Below are 18246 nucleotides of genomic sequence, written 5' to 3' on the forward strand. Positions count from 1 at the left end.
GAAGCCGAGGGGGACGCCGGGGTGATGGGCCCGGCACAGCAGCGGGGCCGCTGCGGCGGCCCCGCTGCCGGCTCGTTATCGCCACCGTGCAACGACCCGTCCCACGGGCCGGACCGTCAGAAGCTTTCGCGCCAGGCGTGCATGGCCTGCACCTGGCTGAGGTACGCGGCCACCTCGCCGTCCCGCCGCTCCTCGTCCCAGCCCAGGATCTCGCCCATGGCCGCCGCCGCGTCGGCCGCCACCCCGCGCCCGTTGTCGGTGCTCCAGAGGGCCTCGGGCACCCGGCGCCAGAGGGCGTCGGCCAGGGTCTGGGCCATCTCCTCCGCGGCAGCGTACCGGGCCGCCGCCCGGACCCGGGCCGCCCGCGGCCCCGCCTGCAGGTCTTCGGGGCGCAGGTAGCCCAGGACCCGGACGATCTCATCCCCGTAGTGGCGGGCCAGCCACTGCAGTTCTTCCACGGGCAAGCCCGTCTGGGCCGCCTTCTGCCGCAATTCGGCCTCCGCCGGCACGGCTGCGCCGCCGGGCAGGGGCTCCTCGTCCACCGGTGCCCCTTGGGTCTCGGGAAACACCTGATCGACGATGTTGCGGGCCATGGCCTTGTAGGCCGTCAGCTTCCCGCCGGCCACCGTCACCAGGCCCGAAGGGCTGGTGTAGAGCTTGTAGTCCCGGGAGATGGCGCTGGGATCCCGCGTATCCCCCGGGTCGATGAGCGGCCGCAGGCCCGCCCAGGCGCTGATCACGTCGTCCGGTCCCAGGCGGGTGGCGGGGAAGGTGCGGTTGAGGGCGTCCAGCACGTAGCGGACGTCAGCGGCCTCGGGCCGGGGACGGGCCGGATCGTCCTGGTATACGGTGTCGGTGGTACCGGCATAGGCGAAGGCTCCCCGGGGCACGGCGAACATGATGCGCCCGTCCGGGCCGCGCATGGTCACCGCGTGGCGGATGGGCAACCGGTCGCGGGTGAAGGCGATGTGGATGCCCTTGGTCAGCCGCAGGAGGCGCGGTGAGCCGGGGTCGTCCAGCTGGCGCACCCGGTCGGCCCAGGGACCCGTGGCGTTGAGGATCCGGCGGGCCCGGATGACGAACTCGTCGCCGCCGGCGCCCGCCTGGCCGGCCGCACCACCGGCATCCGCCTGACCGGCCGCCTGCACCGCCGGGCCAGCGGCCGCCGTCCCCTGCCCCGGCGTGGCCCCCTGGCCCGCCGCGGGCGCAACCTCCGCGCCGGCCGCCTCCGGCGTGCCGGCCGCCGCCGTCCCTGCCCCGGGCCCGCCACCCGCCAGCAGGTCCCGGACCCGCACGCCCACCACCTGCCCGCCCGCGTCCTTGACGAACCCGGTCACCTCGGCGTAGTTGACCACCACCGCCCCTGCGGCCACGGCCTGGCGCGCCACCGTCGCCGTCAGGCGCGCGTCGTCAGTGACGGCGTCGACGTACATGCCGGCCCCCACCAGCCCTTCCTGGCGCAGCAGGGGCTCCTCCTGCTGCACGCGGGCCGGGCTGAGGATCCGGTGCCGCAGGGTGCCCAGGCTCCGGCCGGCGTACCGGTCATAAAGCCAGAGGCCGATGCGCAGTTGCCACAGCGGGTCGGGGTCACCCCGGTACACGGGAAAGACGAACCACTCCGGCCGCACCAGGTGGGGTGCCAGGCGCAGGAGGCGCATGCGCTCCACCACCGCCTCGTGGACCAGGCGGAAGTCCCGCTCCTTGAGATAGCGCAGCCCGCCGTGGATCAGCTTGGTCGAGCGGCTGCTGGTCCCGGCGGCGAAGTCCCGCGCCTCCACCACCGCGACCCGCAGCCCCCGGTGCGCTGCCTCCCGGGCCACGCCGCTACCCGTGATGCCGCCCCCGATGATGAGCAGGTCGAAGGTCTCCCGCTGCAGTTGGGCCAGCGCCTGCTGGCGATTCACTGCCACCGCCTCCTACGTGCAGAATGCCCGCGGCTGCTGCCTGCCGGCGGGGGGTCCCGGCGCCAAGGTTTGCTCGACCCGGCGGGCATGTTGAGGCCGGCGGGTCTCCGGCCGGCGCGTCGCCCGCACGGGTCCGTCGTCCGGACGAGTCGCCGGGCAAGGCGTGCCGGGCAGCCTGCGCCGGGAAAGGCGGGGCGGCCGTGTGACCGGCCGCCCCGCCGCCCCCTCACTGGGCCGGTTCTTCCCAGGCCCTGGCCCGCTCCACCGCCCGCTTCCAGCCGGCGTAGAGCTTCTCCCGCACGTCCTCCGGCATGGCCGGCTCGAACCGCCGGTCACGCTGCCAGAACTGCTCGATCTCCTCGCGATTCCGCCAGAAGCCCACCGCCAGGCCGGCCAGGTAGGCGGCGCCCAGGGCCGTGGTCTCGTTGACCACCGGCCGGTCCACCGGCACCCCCAGCAGATCGGCCTGGAACTGCATGAGGAAGTTGTTGACCACGGCGCCCCCGTCGACCCGCAGGGCGCTGAGGGCCAGGCCCGAGTCGGCCTCCATGGCGCCCAGCACGTCGCGGGTCTGGTAGGCGATGGACTCCAGGGCGGCCCGGGCCAGATGGGCGCGGCCGGTGCCGCGGGTGATGCCGACGATGGTGCCGCGGGCGTAGGGATCCCAGTAGGGCGCGCCCAGCCCGGCGAAGGCCGGCACCAGGTAGACGCCGCCCGTGTCGTCCACCGACCGGGCCAGGGGCTCGGTGTCGGCCGCCTTCTCGATGATCTTGAGCTCGTCCCGCAGCCACTGGACCACGGCGCCGGCGATGAAGATCGAGCCCTCCAGGGCGTACTCCACCTTGCCGTCCACGCCCCAGGCCACGGTGGTGATCAGGCCGTGCTCCGAGCGGGCGGGCCGGTCGCCGGTGTTCATCAGCACGAAGGCGCCGGTGCCGTAGGTGTTCTTGGCCATGCCGGGCCGGAAGCAGGCCTGGCCGAAGAGGGCGGCCTGCTGGTCACCGGCGATCCCGGCGATGGGGATGGCACCGCCGAGCAAGGCCGGGTCCGTCTCGCCGTAGACCTGGCTGGACGGCCGGGCCTCGGGCAGCATGGCCCGCGGGATGTTGAGCTCCTGCAGCAGCTCGTCGTCCCAGTCCAGGGTGTGGATGTTGAAGATCAGGGTCCGGGAGGCGTTGGAGTAGTCGGTGACGTGGACCCGGCCGCCCGTCAGCTTCCAGACCAGCCAGGTGTCCACGGTGCCGAAGATCACCTCGCCGCGCTCGGCCCGCTCCCGCACCCCCGGCACGTTGTCCAGGATCCACGCGATCTTGGTTCCGGAGAAATAGGGGTCGACCACCAGGCCGGTCTTCTCCCGAAACAGGGCCTCCCGCCCGCGGCGCTTGAGGTCGGTGCACAGGTCGGCGGTCCGCCGGTCCTGCCACACGATGGCGTTGTAGACGGGGTCGCCGGTCGCCTTGTCCCACACGATGGTGGTCTCCCGCTGGTTCGTCACGCCGATGGCCGCGATGTCATCCGGGGAGGCGCCGGCCTCCTTCAGCACCGCCTTGGCCACGGCGAGCTGCGAGTCCCAGATGTCCAGGGGGTCGTGCTCGACCCAGCCCGGCCTGGGGTAGATCTGCCGGAACTCCTGGTTGCGCACCGCCACCACGCTGCCCTGGCGGTCGAACAGGATGGCTCGCGAACTGGTCGTGCCCTGGTCCAGGGCGAGGACGTAACGCGCCATGTCCCAATCCCTCCTGGGCTTCTCCGCCCCGCGGGGGCCGATCCCCCGGCCACCCGGTGTTGGGTAGTTCAGCAACGCCTCCTCAAGAGCCGCCGGTCGCCGGAGGAACCGGCTCCTCAGCCACCTTGCGCATGCCCCGGGCTTCCTCGGCCCGCTCCCGGACGGTCGCCGCACCCTCGCCCACCGAGGCCGCCACCGCGGCGATCACCGCGCCCTCCACCAGGGGGGCGTCGGCCAGCACCACGCGCCGGCGCTTCTCCTCGGGCAGCAGGTCGAGGGCGGTGGTGGTGTTGAGGTAGGCGCTGCCCAGGTCGAACAGCACCACCGCCTCCTGGGCCCGTTCCAAGGCCGCCTCGACGGCGGCCAGGATGGCGGTGGCGTCGGTCCCCAGGCTGCCGTCGTCGAGCCCTGCGGCGGTGACGATGGGGACGCCGGGCCCGGCCATCTGGGCCGCTAGTTCCCGGACCCCTTCTGCCAGGGTGCGGCTGTGGGACACCAGCACCAGGGCGGTGCCGGCGGCCGGCGCCGTCACGACGCCGGGCCCCCCGCCAGGGTCTCGGCCGCCGCCTCCATCATCAGGGTGGCGCTCAGAGAGCCGGGATCCCGGTGCCCCCGAGAACGCTCGCCCAGATAACTGGCACGCCCCTTGGTCGCCACCAGGGGAATGGTGGCGTCGGAGCCTTCCCGGGCGGCCCGGGCGGCTTCCGCCAGGGCCTCACCCAGGGCGGCCCCCCGCCCCAGGGCGGCCTCCAGGGCCTCGACGGCCGGCGCCAGGGCGTCGACCATCGTCTTCTCGCCCCGGGTCGCCTTGCCCCGCTCCTGGATCCCCGCCAGGGCGGCCTTGAAGAGGGCGGCCACGTCCCCAGGCTCCAGGGCCGCCTTGCCCGCCACCGCGCCGGCGGCCCGCAAGAAGGCCGTTCCGTACAGCGGGCCCGAGGCCCCGCCGACCTTGGAGATCAGGGCCATGGCGACGGCCTTGAGCAGATCGGCGGGGGCCGCTCCCTCGGCGGGCAGCCGCTCCAGCGCAGCCTGCAGGCCACGGTCCATGTTGGTGCCGTGGTCGGCGTCGCCGATGGCCGCGTCCAGGGCGGTCAGCTCGTCCTTGTGGGCGGCCACCTTCTCGGCGAACCGGCGGATGAAGGCCCGGATCCGCTCCCCGTCCACGGTCGCTGCCGCGTCCCCTGCCATCACCGTCACCTCACACGCCCCACCGCAGGGCCGGCGTGTGCACAGGCGCATCCCACAGGCGCAGAAGCTCGTCGTCGGCCCGCAGCAGGGTGATGGAACAGCCCTGCATCTCCAGGCTCGTGATGTAGTTCCCCACCAGGTTGCGGGCGATGGCGACGCCCCGCTGCTGCAGGATCTGGGCCAGCTTCCGGTACACGATGTAGAGCTCCATCAGCGGCGTACCGCCCATGCCGTTGACCATGGCGATGACCTGCTCGCCCTGCTTGAGGCCCAGGTCCTCGATCACGGGACCCGCCAGCATCTCCGTGATCTCGTCGGCCGGCCGCAGCTTCATCCGCTCCCGGCCGGGCTCGCCGTGGATGCCGATGCCGATCTCCATCTCGTCCTCGCCCAGCTCGAAGGTGGGCGAGCCCTTGGCCGGCACCGTGCAGGAGGTCAGGGCCATGCCCATGGAGCGCACGTTGTCGCTGACCTGGCGGGCGATGCGCTCCACCTCCTCCAGGGAGGCCCCTGCCTCCGCCGCGGCCCCGGCGATCTTCTCGACGAACACGGTCCCGCCGACGCCGCGCCGGCCAGCGGTATACAGGGAGTTCTCTACCGCCACGTCGTCCGCCACCAGCACGGACCGCACGGCGATGCCCTCGGCCTGCAGGAGTTCCGCGGCCAGCTCGAAGTTCATCACGTCGCCGGTGTAGTTCTTGACGATGAACAGGACCCCGGCGCCGCCGTGGACGGCCTTGGCGGCCTCGACCATCTGGTCGGGGACGGGGCTGGTGAACACCTCGCCGGGGCAGGCCGCATCCAGCATGCCGCGGCCGACGAAGCCCCCGTGCAGAGGCTCGTGGCCGGAACCGCCGCCGGAGACCAGGGACACCTTGCCCTGCACCGGGGCGTCCGCCCGGGCCACGAACCGCGGTTCGGCGTTGACCCGCACCAGGTGGGGATGGGCAAGGCCCAGGCCCTCCGTCGCCTCGTCCACGACCGCTTCGACCCGGTTGATCAGCTTCTTCACGGGGCGGTCCTCCTTCCCCCGGGCACCACGGGCGCCCGGATGTGGGGCCGCCCGCCCGCGGGACGGGCGGCCGCCGGTCTCACTGCGAGGGGCCGGTTCTTCCGGACCGATCAGCCGAACAGGCCCTGGAAGAGCACGGCACCCAAGACGCCGCCGATGATCGGCCCGACCACGGGGATCCAGGCATAGCCCCAGTCGGAGCTGCCCTTGCCGGGGATGGGCAGGACGGCGTGGGCGATGCGGGGCCCCAGGTCACGGGCCGGGTTGATGGCGTAGCCCGTGGGTCCACCCAGCGACAGGCCGATGGACCAGACCAGGAAGCCGACCAGAAGAGGGCTCAGGCCGCCTGCCAGGTTGTTGGCCGGATGGCCGATGCCCAGCACGCCCAGCACCAGCGCCGCCGTGCCGATGATCTCGGTCACCAGGTTGGCGGCGGGGTTGCGCACCGCCGGCCCCGTGGAGAAGACCGCCAGCTTGAGCTCGGGGTCGTCGGTGATACCCCAGTGGGGAAGGTAGGTCACGTAGACCAGCACGGCGCCGAGGAAGGCGCCGATCATCTGGGCGATGATGTAGGACGGCACCTGGGCCCAGTCGAACTGGCCGATGGCCGCCAGGCCGATGGTCACCGCCGGGTTGATGTGGGCGCCGCTGACGTGCCCCACCACGTAGACCGCCACGGTCACCGCCAGGGCCCAGCCGGTGGTGATGACGATCCAGCCGGAGTTCTGGCCCTTGGACCGGTTCAGCAGCACGTTGGCCACGACACCGTCGCCCAGGAGGATCAGGATCGCGGTGCCGAGGACCTCACCGAGAAAAGGACTCACGGATCAACCCCCCTGAATGTTGTGGGCGGTCGCTCCCCTTCTTATCCCTGCTCCGTGCTCCCGTCGCTCCGTGCTCCCGTCCGGATGAGAGACCGCCCCCGGGACGAAAGCCCGCCTCGGGGCGTCCCCTGCCGGGGCCTCCGCCCGCCGGTGCGGGTCCTGCTGGCCCCGCACCGCCACGGGCGCCGGCTCCGCCGTGGAAGCCGGCTCCCCCGCGGACGCCCGGTCCGTCCGGACGGGCGGCGCGGCCCGGCCTCCTGCCGCCGCCGCGCCTCCACCATCCCCCCTTCCATGCCCCCGCGGCCCCCAGGGTCCCCTCCACCGGGAGAGGGACACCGGTCGCCGCCCCGACCGCTTGCCCGCCCCCGGTTTGCATGCCGAAGCCTGCGGGGCCCCGGCCTGCCAAACACGACCCAGGCCTTTCAAAACAGGAAAGCCCTGCGCGAAGCGTGGTTCGCCTCGCGCAGGGCCTTTCTCCCAGGTCTCCGGCCCGTGCTTGCAGGTGCCGCGCCTTAAGGCAGCGGATTTTGCATGATGATTGCCGTTCTGCAAGAAGGGCTTCGCGGAAGGGCGCCGTTCTCCTGCCGGTCCCCTGGGGATCACGAAGAGAATTCCGAAAGGCGGGGCCCCGGCCGTCGGAGCACACCGGCGCCTTGGGCGGGAGGCGGTGCCGGGGGACCGCCTCCGGCCGGCAAAGGGCAGTGCCATGGCCCCGGTCCGGCACGCCGGGGGTGCCTGCGGACCGCCGGCAGAGGATGGGGGGTGCGGTGGAGGCCCGCTGGGGGCTAACCGGACTCCACCCCGTCCCACAACGAAGGACTACTGGTGGAGACGGCCGTGGCACCGGCCGCCAGCACCTTCTTGATGTCCGGGAGGACTCGGACCAGTCCCCCCGCCACCAGGGGCCCCCCGTGCACGGTGCGGATCTCGGCGAAAACCCAGGCAGGCAGCGAAGCCGGCAGCACTTCCACGGCCCCGGGCTGGGTGCGCCGGATCACCTGGACCGCGGTGGCCACGGCCGCGCTGTCCAGGGCGAAGATGCGCAGGATGGTCTCCAGGCCCGCCTCCAGGCTGTAGCGGGCCACGGTGCTGCGGGTGGTGATGATCCCGTCGGGCCGGGCGTAGCGGGCCAGGAACTCGACCCCGCTGCGATCGCCCGCCAGCCCCTCCACCAGGTCGTAGTGGACGAACACAGCCTTGCCCGCAGCCCGGCAGCGCTCGATCACCCGCGGCAGGGTGAGCAAGCTGGCGCTGAGCAGGAACAAGGCTCCCGCCGGCGAGCCCAGGGCCGCGTCCAGGTCTTCTTCCCGCCGCACCGCCGGGATGATCGGGTACCGGTTCAGCGCCTGCCGCGACGACACCCGCGGCGCCCCATCCATCTCCGTGTCCCCCATGTCACTCCTCCTCGCCGCCGTCTCCCACGCCCGGAGCGAGACCGGGACGACCGGGCGGAAGCAACGCTTGCCGGATACGCCGGAGCAGCTCGTCGCGCACCCGGCGAAAGGCGGCCAGCCGTTGTTCTCCCGTCCCCTCGACGGCCGCCGGATCGGGCAGGGACCAGTGCAGCCGCCGCACGTGGGGTGGGGTCACCGGGCAGCGCTCGGCCGCATCGTCGCACAGGGTGACGATGAGGTCCATCTGGTCGAGCAGTGCGGGATCGATAGGCTTGGAGGACTGAGCGCGGATGTCGATGCCGATCTCTTCCATGGCGCGAACGGCCAGCGGGTGTACCCCCTTCGGATCCAGGCCTGCGCTGTACACCTCCCAGGTCCCTCCGAGCAAGGATCTGGCCAGTCCTTCCGCCATCTGGCTCCGCGCCGAATTGCCGGTGCACAGGAACATCAAGCGCTTCGCCACACGTCGAGCCCCCTTGTCGCGTTGGCGCCGCACCGGAAGTCCGGCTCAGTCATTGAGCTCCTGGCGGACGCCGGTCACCAGGTAGATCACCCACTCGGCCAGGTTGGTCGCGTGGTCGCCGATGCGCTCCAGGTGGGAGCCCACCATCAGCAGCTGGGTGGCCTGGTCCACCGTGCCCGGCTTTTCGCGCATGATCATCAAGAGCTCGCGGAAGATCTGGTTGAACAGGTGGTCCAGCTCATCGTCCCGGGCCACCATGGCCCGGGCCAGTTCCACGTCGCCTTCGACGAAGGCCTTCAGGCCATCCCGCACCATCTTCTCCGCGACCTCCGCCATGCGCGGAATGTCCACCAGCGGCTTGATCAGAGGCTCATCGCCCAGGCGCAACGTCACTTTGGCGATGTCGTGGGCGTGATCGGCCATGCGTTCCAGGTCGGTGATCACCTTTAGGGTCATGCCGATCTGCCGCAGGTCGCCTGCCATGGGCTGTTGCAGGGCGATCAGGTTCAGGCAGCGCCGTTCGATGTCCAGCTCCATGCGGTCGACCTCGTCCTCCAGCGCCAGGACCCTGTGGGCCTTCTCCGCATTCCGCTCCTTGAGGGATTCCACCGCCAGCCGGATCGCTTCCTCCACCTGGGTCCCCATGCGCAGCAAGTCCCGGCGCAGGGCATCCAGCTCGGCATGGTAAGAGACGCGCGCCATGATCCCATTCCTCCTCTCCGCGGCGGCCCCATGGCACCGGCCTCACGGCGCCCCACGGCCGCCCGGGTGCTCACCGGGCGCCCTGCGCAAGGATACGTCACTCACCCTGGCCCCGGAACGCCCGGGCCGCCTGCACCGCCACGCTCTCTCCGCCCGCCGGCCTCGCGGCAATGGCGGCGCCGGGAGCCCGACGTCAGCCAAAGCGACCCGTGATGTAATCCTCCGTTCGCTTGTCGCGGGGCCGGGTGAAGATCGCCGACGTCGGCCCGTACTCGATCAGCTCGCCGTTTAGGAAGAAGGCCGTCCGATCCGCGACGCGGGCCGCCTGCTGCATGTTGTGCGTAACGATGACGATGGTGTACCGCTGCTTGAGTTCCGTGACCAGGTCCTCAATCCGGGCTGTGGCCGCCGGATCCAGCGCGGAGGTGGGTTCGTCCAGGAGGAGCACGTCCGGGTCGACGGCCAGGGCCCGGGCGATGCACAGCCGCTGCTGCTGGCCGCCCGAGAGGGCGGTGGCCGGTGCGTTGAGACGGTCCTTCACCTCGTCCCACAACGCCGCCGCCCTGAGCGCCTGCTCGACCCGTTCCGCTATCTGCGGCTTCGGAAGACGCCCACCCAGACGCAACCCCGAGGCCACGTTGTCGAAGATGGACATGGTGGGGAACGGCGTCGGCCGCTGGAACACCATGCCGATTCGGCGCCGCACCATCACCGGGTCCACGCCCGGTGCGTAGATGTCGGCCCCGTCCACGTAGACGCTCCCTTCGACCCGCGCGCCCGGTACCACCTCGTGCATGCGGTTGAGGCACCGGATCAGGGTCGACTTACCGCAACCCGACGGACCGATGATGGCGGTGATGGCCTTTGCACCGACCTCGAGGCTCACCCCGTGCAGGACCTTGCGATCCCCGTACCAGGCCGACAAACCATGTACGGACAACTTGATCGAACTCTCCATGACACCCTTCCGTTCCCTGGTATTTACTTCGCCGGCGGACGCGGGCGTACTCGCAGCGTCCCTCTCCGCCACACGCAGCACTTCCATGGCTTAGTTCGTCCCTCCTCCCTGCCGCCGCGCCACCAGCGTCCGCGCCACGATGTTCAGGACCAGGACCAGTACGATCAGAATGAACGCGGCACCCCACGCCTTTTGTTGTGCGTTCTCAAAGGGGGTCAAGGCGAAGGTAAACACCTGGACCGAGAGGGTGGCAATGGGCTGGTCGAGACGCCAGGACCAGAAATTGTTGTTGAGCGCCGTAAAAAGCAACGGTGCCGTCTCGCCTGCGATGCGGGCCACGGCAAGCATCACGCCGGTCAGTACGCCACCCGCTGCCGCCGGGAGAACGATTCGCAACGTCACCTTCCAGGGTGAAATGCCGAGGGCCAGTCCCGCCTCGCGCACAGCCCCAGGGACGAGGCGCAGCATCTCCTCGGTGGTGCGCGTCACCAGCGGCAGCATGATCACGGCCAGGGCCATGCTCCCCGCCAGGGCCGAGAACGTGCCCGTCCGTACCACAACGAGCCCGTAGATGAACAGGCCGACCACGATGGACGGCACCCCGCTCAGAACCTCCGTCAAAAACCGGAGCATGGTGCCGAGGCGCCCGTCGCCGAACTCGGACAGGTAGATACCCGCTAGGATCCCCACCGGCACCGCCACCAAGGACGCGACCAGGACGACGATCAACGTGCCCACGATGCCGTTGCCCACGCCACCACCCTGGTCGGTCACCGCGCCCGGCAGCGAGGTGAGGAACTCCCAGCTGATCGCTGCCATCCCTTCGCGAACGACATACGCCATCACGATGACCAGGGGAACCAAGACAATGCCCGTGGCCAGGACCGGCAGCCACCGCAAGACCCTGTCGGCGACGACCCTCCGCCGCAGAACCGGATCCGGAGCAAACGGGTTGACGTTCTCCGCCCGTTGCATCATCGTGCACCCTCCACCACCTGCAGGCGTCGGAGCAACAAGCGCGCCAGGATATTGACCAACAAGCTGATCACCAGCAGCAACACACCGATTTCCATCAGCGCCGCCCGGTGAAGCTCGGTGGTGGCCTCGGCGAACTCGTTGGCGATGACGCTGGCCATGGTCGCCGCCGGCGCCAGCAGCGAGGTCGAGATCTCGGGAGCGTTCCCGATGACCATCGTCACCGCCATCGTCTCTCCCAGGGCGCGCCCCAGGGCCAGGATGACGGCGCCGGCGATGCCGGACCGGGCAAAGGGCAGTACCACGCGAAAGATCGTCTCCATGGGCGTGGCACCCAGCGCCAGGAAGGCCTCTCGCTGGCTGCGGGGCACGGCGCCGATGACGTCCCGGGAGATGGCGCTGATGGTGGGAACGATCATGATGGCCAGAACCAGTGCACCGGCCATCATGCTGATCCCGTACGGAGCTCCCTCAAACAGCGGGAGGAAGCCAAGGTGCTCGCCCAGCCACGGCTGGATCCTCTCCTGCAGCCACGGCACCATGACGTACAAGCCCCAAAGGCCGTAGACCACGCTGGGCACCGCGGCCAGCAATTCCACCAGAAAGGACAGCAACGCCCGCCAGCGCGGGGGCGCCAGTTCCGCCAGGTAGATGCCCGTCAAGATGCCCAATGGCGTCGCCAGGAGCAGCGCCAGCAGCGATGAGACCACCGTTCCGTAGATGAAGGGCAGAGCACCAAACTCGCCGGCCACCGGGTCCCACGCCCGCGAGCGGAGGAACCCCCAGCCAAAGGCCGCGCGTGCATCCTGGGAGTTCCGGTACAGCTCCACCGCCAGCCCCAACAGCACGAGACCCACGGCCGCGGCCGCAAGAAGCGTGATCAGCTGGAAACCGCTTAGCTCGAACCCACGTCTCCACCACGGTCCTGTTCGTTGCCGCACGACGGCGACACCTCTCATTCCAGGCGTTGTCAAACTGCGCCTGGCAGGCAACCCAAACGGGCGCGCGCCCGCGGAACGACCGGAACGCACGCCCGAACGGGAGGGGGGGTAACCCAAAACCTCTCTGGATCGATTCCTTACTGCAGAATGGGCTGGCCGTTGCAGGTGATGGTCTTCACCGCGTCCAGCGCCATCTGCTTGACGTTGTCCGGCAACGGCGCGTAGAGGAGGTCGGCCGCGTAGGATTCGCCCTCCGCCAGCGCCCACTGCAGGAACTCCACCAGCGCCTTGCCCTTCGTGCAATCCGTCTGATCCTTGTAGACCAGCAGCCAGGTGAAGCCGGAGATGGGATAGGCGTTCTCGCCGGGCTGGTCCACGATGAAGATCCGGAAGTCCTCGGGCATGTTCGCCGCAGCCCCGGCGGCCGCCGCCGTGACCGTGTCGATGGAGGGCTCGACGAAGTTGCCCGCCTTGTTCTTCACCAGGGCGTAGGGCATGTTGTTCTCGATGGCGTAGGCCAGTTCGACGTAACCGATGGAGTTCTTCAGCTTCTGCACCTGGGTAGCGACGCCCTCGTTGCCCTTGGCGCCGATGCCGGTGGGCCAGTCGACGGAAGTGCCGGCCCCCACCTGGCTCTTCCACTCCGAGCTCACGGCACTCAAGTACTCGGTGAAGATGTTCGTCGTACCGCTACCGTCGGAGCGGCGGACCACGACGATATCCGCGTCCGGCAGGTTGACGCCGGGGTTGACGCTGGCGATGGCCGGATCGTTCCACTTCTTGATCTTGCCCAGGTAGATCCCGGCGATCGCCTCCGGAGTGAGCTTCAGGCCGCTTTCCACGCCCGGCAGGTTGTAGGTCAGCACCACCGCGCCCATGACCGTGGGGATGTGCATCAACTCACCCTGGACCTTGGCCAGCTCCTCGTCGCTCATCGGGCCGTCCGAGGCGCCGAAGTCCACGGTCTTGGCCGTGATCTGCTGCTTGCCGCCGCCGCTACCGATGGACTGATAGTTGATCTGGACGTCGGGACGGAGCTTGTGATACTCGTCGAACCACTTGGAATAGAGCGGATACGGGAAGGTCGCGCCAGCCCCGTTCAGGACGACGGTCTGGGCAGAAGATCCGGAAGAAGAGCCCCCCTGGTCCGTACCTGGGGCCTGCCCGCCCTGATCCTGTCCTTGCCCGCCCGACGAGCCGCCGCCGCAGGCTGTCAAGACCAGTGCGCTGGCAAGCAAAACCGCCAGCCAGATCCGGCGCGTGAAACGTTTCGCCACGCCTGTCCCTCCCTGGGGATGAAGATTCGTTGCGCTTATCACGTTACCGGACCCTCCGCGGGGACAGGTTGGTGAACGGGGAACCTTTTGTGAAGCTTCTGTTAAGGTCTTCGCAGCCGGCCGTCAACGTCCACCCTCGCAGCCGCCGGGGAATTCCCCTACCCCCTTCGCGCCCGCCGCGACGTCGTCGGCAGCCAGCGGGATGCGGAAACGGATGACGGTGCCAGCACCCAGCTGGCTTTCGGCCCCGACCGCCCCGCCGTGAGCCTCGATGATGTGCTTGACGATGGCCAGGCCGAGACCGGTCCCACCGGCCGCCCGGCTGCGACCGGGGTCGACGCGGTAAAAGCGCTCGAAGATCCGCGGCAGGACATCGGGAGGAATGCCGCGCCCAGTGTCCCGCACCTCACCGACCGCCATGGCCTGGTGGCCCTGCCCCTCTCGACCGACCGCCACCGTCACCGTCCCGCCCGCCGGGGTGTACTGGCGCGCATTCTCCAGCAGGTTCGTCCACACCTGATCCAGCCGGTGCCGATCGGCCCAGACCGGCACAGGCTCGGGCGACAACTGCACCTCCAGACGCAAGCCGGTTGCCTCCAGCCGCGGCCGGAACCGCTCCGCCGCCTGCGCCGCGCTATCCCGCAGGTCGAACCGCTCCCGCTGTAACCCCGGTTCCGGCGACTCCAGGCGCGCCAGGTCCAGCAGGTCCTGGACCAGGCGAGCCATGCGCTCCGCCTCACGGTGGATAACCTGCGCAAAACGTTCGGCCGTGGCCGGATCTTCTCGGATGACTCCCTCAAGCAAGGTTTCCGCAAACCCTTGGATGGCCGCCACGGGTGTGCGCAGTTCATGGGAAACGTTGGCTACGAAATCGCGCCGGATCTGCTCCAGCCGCCGGATCTCGCTGATGTCGTGCAGGACCACGACCAGGCCACCGCCCTTCCCTCCCGCAGCCATGGCGCCGCGCCCGGCAAACTTGGAGCCGGCTTCGCCAGGGACATCCACACCACCCGGCACCGTCGCCCCCCCGGCATCGGTACCTAGAGGCACCACCGTGACCCGCACGTGTCGCGGCGCTGCACCGGGATCGGGTGGGATGGTCACGTCGTGCTCCACAACCTGCCCTCCGACAAGGCCTTCCTCAATCACGCGCGCCAGGCCGTAGTGGCGGGTCACGCTGATATAGTCGCGTCCCAGTGCCTGCTCAGGAATATCCAGCAACCGGCGGGCGGCCGGATTCGCCAGGCGCAACCGGCCATCACCGTCAATGAACAGCACCCCGCTGGTCATGGCACCTACCACGGTGGCAAGCCGCGCCTGCTCCGTCCGCAGCTCGCGCAAGGTCACCTGCAGCCGGGCGGCCATCTCGTTGAAGGCGCGGGCCAGGGTGACCAGCTCGTCGGGCCCGTCGACGTGCACCCGGCGCTCGAACTCGCCCGCGGCCAGCTGGCGCGCCCCCGCCACAAGTTCCCGCACCGGCCGGGTCACCCGCTCCGCCATGGCCCAGCCAAGGCCGGCACCGGTCAGGGCGGCCACCAGCAGGCCCAGGATCAGCGTCGGCAAAAAGTCCCGGGAAAAGAGCTGCGGCAGCTCCCCCAGCAACAGGGCCGTCACGGTCCCCACCACGGCCACACCCAGCGGGAAGTAAACCGCCAGTCGCCAGGCCAAGTACCGCCGCAGCCCCCCCGCCATGATGCCGCCTCCTCGCTCGTTCCGCGCCGCCGCCCGCCCCGGTGGCCCGCGGCGCCAGGTCTGCCCGGACCCCGGCCGGCGTAGATCTGGGATGAACCGGTCACGGGCTCACCACGGTCCGCCCGGGCCGGACGACCAGGGGGGAGTTCCGTGCCGGAAGCCGCCGCACGGGTCGCGCGCCCGCCCTACCGGCCACCCACACCGGACGAACCCGGTCCCCGGGAGCGGGGTACTGGCCGCCCGCCCGTCCCCCGGGGATGCCCTGCCGGTCGCCGTCCGAGCGCACCCGTTGGGGACACCGCCGCCGGGTCCAGGGGGAGCCGCCGGGGGCACCGGTTCCGGTTGCGGTTGCGGTCCCGACCCGGGTGGCGCATCCCCGGGGTGTGGGCGCCCCGGCACCTGGCCCCCGCGCTGGGCATCCTGTTGGTCGCCCTGCTGGCGGCCGGCTGCGGTGCGCGCCCCTGGGGTCCCCGGACCATCACCCTCACCCTCACTCCGGAGTTCACCATGGAACCCCGGGAGGTGGTGGTGCGCCCGGGGGAGACGGTGCGGCTCGTGGTGGTCAACGCCGACACCCGCCTGCCCCACCAGGTGCGCTCCGCCGCCAAGCTGGGGCCCGACCTGGAGCTTGAGCCGGGCCAGCGCCAGGTCCTGGAGTGGAAGGCACCCGCCGAGCCCGGCGCCTTCCCCATCTGGTGCGGCATGCCGGGCCACCGGAAAAACGGCATGGTGGCCCGGGTGGTGATCCGCGGGGAGCGCTAAGCACCGCGCGCCTCGGCCCCATTGCCCGCACCCGGCGCCTTCGCCGCGCCTCGCCACCCCCTGGCCGCCCTGCGTGCCCGTCCTCGCCTGCACGGCCCCTCCGCCGCCTCCGCCCGGCCCTCCGGCGCCGCCTCCGCCCCACCGGTGCTGTTGGGGCAGCAGCGAGGCCGGCGCCGGCGGGCCCGCCCGCCGCCTTGCCGGTCGTCAGCGCTGCCGGTTCTTCCGGTAGGCGACGATCTCCACGTCCTCGAGGACGACTAGGCCTTCCTGCACCGCCTCGTCCAGGAAGGCCAGAAGGGGCTGGAGGCGCTCCACATGGTCGATGATCTCGACGATGACCGGCAGGTCCGCCGACAGTTCCAGTACCCGGGCCGCGTGGACACGGCTGTTGGCACCGAACCCCTCGATGCCGCGGTACACGGTGGCCCCGGCCAGCCCCAGCTCCCGCGCCTTGAGCACGATGGTGTGGTAGAGGGGTTGCCCCTGCCAGCGGTCCGTCTCCCCGATGTAGACCGTCAAGCGCCGGGCCGGCGCCTGGATGCGCAAGGCCGCTTCCCCCTCTTCCGGCGATGTCCGCCACCGCTCCATCACGACCGCACCCCCAGAGCCTGGCTGGCACCCCAGCCCAACCAGGCGGCCGCCATCCCCAGGACCAGGCTCACCCCCAGGTAGGCGGCGGCTGCCCCGGGGCGCCCATCCCGCAGCAGGGTCAGCGCTTCCCAGGTCATGGTGGAAAAGGTGGTGTACGCGCCGACAAACCCGCTGGTCAACGCCAGGCGTACGGCCGGCGATGTCACGGTATTCAGCAGCAGTGGGTGCAGGAACGCCAAGATGAAGGCGCCCGTCAGGTTGATCACCAGCGTTCCCCAGGGGAACCCTCCAGGCGTCCGTTCGGCGATCCACTGGGTCAGCCCGTACCGCGCCAGCGCGCCGGCCGCTCCCCCCAGCGCGACTCCAAGCCAGACCAGGACCGATCACTCCATTTCCAATTGCCGTCCCTCCCCAGTATAATCGAGGAGAAGATCCGGTCGGGGGCCGCGTCAGGCCCCCAATCCCAAAACCAAGATCCCTGAAGGGGAGTAGCCGCCGCGGGACGAACCGGCCGGTGCCGCCCATCCGGGCGGCACCGGGGTGATCGCCGGGGTCTCGCGGTCCCGCGGGCCGTCAATACGGGGCGACCATGCGCCGCCCGGCCCGCGGTGCGCAGGTCCAGCGGGCAAGACCTTCGGGCGCTTGCGACCGTTCGATCGCAGCTGCCCGAAGGTTTTTTATTTAACGTCAGGGGTTCGGCAATGCTGTAGCCGACCTCGAGACCAACAGGAGGGACGGACGTTGGCCCTGGTCCTGTTCAATCTGCTGGTCGTCGCCCTGATCCTCTTCGACCTGGGTCTCGGCCGGCGCCAGGCCACCTTGACGGCTCGCCAGGCCGTCTTCCGGACGCTCTTTTACGTGGCCATCGCCGTCGGCTTCGGCATCTGGCTGGGGCAGGCCCGGGGCGGCACCACCATGGCGGAGTACTTCGCCGGCTACCTGGTGGAGTACGCGCTGAGCATGGACAACATCTTCGTCTTCATCGCGCTGTTCTCGTTCTTCTCCGTGCCGGAGGAGCTGCGCCCCCGGGTGCTGCTGTGGGGCGTGCTGGGTGCCCTCATCATGCGCGGGCTGATGATCTGGGGCGGTGCCGCCCTGCTGGAACGCTTCAACTGGTTGCTTTACGTCTTCGGGGTCATCCTGATCGCCACGGGCATCCGCTTCTTGCGGCACAAGGACGACGAGGCCGGCGACGTGGAACGCAACCCCGTGCTGCGGCTGGTGCGCAAGCTCTTGCCCGTCACGGAGGAGTACCACGGGGGCCGGTTCTTCGTCCGGAGGAACGGTCGGCTGTGGGCGACGCCGCTGTTCGTCGTCCTGGTGCTGATCGAGACCACGGACCTGATGTTCGCACTGGATTCCATCCCGGCCATCTTCGGCATCACCCGGGATCCCTTCGTGGTCTACACCGCCAACGTCTTCGCCATCATCGGGCTGCGGTCGCTGTTCTTTGTCTTCAGCGCCATCCTGCCCCTGATTCGCTACCTGAAGTACGGCCTGGCCGTCACCCTGGTGTTCATCGGGGTGAAGATGTTGCTGATCGACGTGATCCACCTGGCCCCCGCCACCTCGCTGGGCATCTTGGCTCTCATTCTGGGGGCGTCCGTCGTGGCCTCGGTCCTGTTCCCCCCGCGGGAGCCGGCGGAAGCTGCGGGCAACCCTCGCCACAAGTCCTGACAACCGGGGAGGCCGGCGACGGGCGCGGAGCGCTGGACCGGTCGCGCCGCCGGCACCGGCGCGCTCCGCACGCCGCTTGCCGGCCCCCGCGGCCCCGTACGCCGCCACCCGCCCATGGTATGATCAGGATGGCACAAGCCATCCTGGTGGAGGTGGCACC

18 protein-coding genes are annotated in these 18246 nt (G+C 70.4%); 2 read left to right on the forward strand and 16 right to left on the reverse strand.

Translation table 11 applies throughout. From position 1 onward, the window contains the following. Positions 1–116 precede the first annotated feature (116 nt). From DYI95_RS13110 to DYI95_RS08170, 14 genes are all read right to left on the reverse strand, one after another. Positions 117–1910 (reverse strand): glycerol-3-phosphate dehydrogenase/oxidase, encoded by a 1794-nt coding sequence (locus tag DYI95_RS13110; RefSeq protein WP_305849856.1) that lies wholly within the window; start codon positions 1908–1910, stop codon positions 117–119. Between the two features lie 220 nt (positions 1911–2130). Further along, positions 2131–3630: a glycerol kinase GlpK gene (gene glpK, locus DYI95_RS08110; protein WP_116900284.1), complete on the reverse strand. Its 1500-nt coding sequence runs from the start codon at positions 3628–3630 to the stop codon at positions 2131–2133. An 82-nt stretch (positions 3631–3712) separates the two neighbouring features. Next, on the reverse strand, positions 3713–4162 hold the full coding sequence (dhaM, locus tag DYI95_RS08115) for a dihydroxyacetone kinase phosphoryl donor subunit DhaM (protein WP_116900283.1): 450 nt from the start codon (positions 4160–4162) through the stop codon (positions 3713–3715). Then, the gene (gene dhaL / locus DYI95_RS08120) at positions 4159–4818 is read right to left on the reverse strand and encodes a dihydroxyacetone kinase subunit DhaL (protein ID WP_116900345.1); all 660 of its coding nucleotides are present in this window, start codon (positions 4816–4818) and stop codon (positions 4159–4161) included. The genes dhaM and dhaL overlap by 4 nt, the downstream gene beginning before the upstream one ends. Before the next feature lie 10 nt (positions 4819–4828). Then, a complete protein-coding gene (dhaK, locus tag DYI95_RS08125) occupies positions 4829–5830 on the reverse strand; it encodes a dihydroxyacetone kinase subunit DhaK (RefSeq protein ID WP_116900282.1) in 1002 nt (333 codons plus the stop codon). Positions 5831–5940: 110 nt separating this feature from the next. Next, positions 5941–6654: an MIP/aquaporin family protein gene (locus DYI95_RS08130; RefSeq protein WP_116900281.1), complete on the reverse strand. Its 714-nt coding sequence runs from the start codon at positions 6652–6654 to the stop codon at positions 5941–5943. Between the two features lie 785 nt (positions 6655–7439). Beyond that, on the reverse strand, positions 7440–8048 hold the full coding sequence (locus DYI95_RS08135) for a glycerol-3-phosphate responsive antiterminator (RefSeq protein WP_116900280.1): 609 nt from the start codon (positions 8046–8048) through the stop codon (positions 7440–7442). Position 8049: 1 nt separating this feature from the next. Next, positions 8050–8496, reverse strand: a complete 447-nt coding sequence (locus DYI95_RS08140) for an arsenate reductase ArsC (protein ID WP_116900344.1) — start codon at positions 8494–8496, stop codon at positions 8050–8052. Between the two features lie 60 nt (positions 8497–8556). Then, positions 8557–9213 (reverse strand): phosphate signaling complex protein PhoU, encoded by a 657-nt coding sequence (gene phoU / locus DYI95_RS08145; protein WP_116900279.1) that lies wholly within the window; start codon positions 9211–9213, stop codon positions 8557–8559. A gap of 193 nt (positions 9214–9406) precedes the next feature. Next, positions 9407–10171 (reverse strand): phosphate ABC transporter ATP-binding protein PstB, encoded by a 765-nt coding sequence (gene pstB / locus DYI95_RS08150; RefSeq protein ID WP_040826881.1) that lies wholly within the window; start codon positions 10169–10171, stop codon positions 9407–9409. Positions 10172–10261: 90 nt separating this feature from the next. Beyond that, positions 10262–11149 (reverse strand): phosphate ABC transporter permease PstA, encoded by an 888-nt coding sequence (pstA, locus tag DYI95_RS08155; protein WP_116900277.1) that lies wholly within the window; start codon positions 11147–11149, stop codon positions 10262–10264. Further along, the gene (pstC, locus tag DYI95_RS08160; protein ID WP_116900276.1) at positions 11146–12087 is read right to left on the reverse strand and encodes a phosphate ABC transporter permease subunit PstC; all 942 of its coding nucleotides are present in this window, start codon (positions 12085–12087) and stop codon (positions 11146–11148) included. Before pstC ends, pstA begins: the two co-directional genes overlap by 4 nt. A gap of 137 nt (positions 12088–12224) precedes the next feature. Further along, positions 12225–13364 (reverse strand): phosphate ABC transporter substrate-binding protein PstS, encoded by a 1140-nt coding sequence (gene pstS / locus DYI95_RS08165; RefSeq protein ID WP_116900275.1) that lies wholly within the window; start codon positions 13362–13364, stop codon positions 12225–12227. 123 nt (positions 13365–13487) lie between these two features. Beyond that, complete coding sequence (locus tag DYI95_RS08170) at positions 13488–15056, reverse strand: ATP-binding protein (protein ID WP_116900274.1); 1569 nt, start codon at positions 15054–15056, stop codon at positions 13488–13490. A 381-nt stretch (positions 15057–15437) separates the two neighbouring features. On the opposite strand from DYI95_RS08170, the gene DYI95_RS08175 reads away from it, so the two are divergent. Next, complete coding sequence (locus DYI95_RS08175) at positions 15438–15818, forward strand: cupredoxin domain-containing protein (protein WP_243149696.1); 381 nt, start codon at positions 15438–15440, stop codon at positions 15816–15818. A 204-nt stretch (positions 15819–16022) separates the two neighbouring features. Here DYI95_RS08175 and DYI95_RS08180 read toward each other — a convergent pair whose 3' ends face one another. Both DYI95_RS08180 and crcB read right to left on the reverse strand, forming a co-directional pair. Beyond that, entirely contained in the window at positions 16023–16406 is a 384-nt protein-coding gene (locus DYI95_RS08180) for a DUF190 domain-containing protein (protein ID WP_243149969.1), read from the reverse strand. Further along, complete coding sequence (crcB, locus tag DYI95_RS08185; protein WP_371731907.1) at positions 16406–16786, reverse strand: fluoride efflux transporter CrcB; 381 nt, start codon at positions 16784–16786, stop codon at positions 16406–16408. Before crcB ends, DYI95_RS08180 begins: the two co-directional genes overlap by 1 nt. 364 nt (positions 16787–17150) lie before the next feature. On the opposite strand from crcB, the gene DYI95_RS08190 reads away from it, so the two are divergent. Next, the gene (locus DYI95_RS08190) at positions 17151–18086 is read left to right on the forward strand and encodes a TerC family protein (protein ID WP_116900271.1); all 936 of its coding nucleotides are present in this window, start codon (positions 17151–17153) and stop codon (positions 18084–18086) included. The last annotated feature ends 160 nt before the right edge of the window (positions 18087–18246 follow it).

It is taken from the genome of Thermaerobacter sp. PB12/4term (assembly GCF_003403315.2).
Classification (GTDB): Bacteria; Bacillota; Sulfobacillia; order Thermaerobacterales; family Thermaerobacteraceae; genus Thermaerobacter.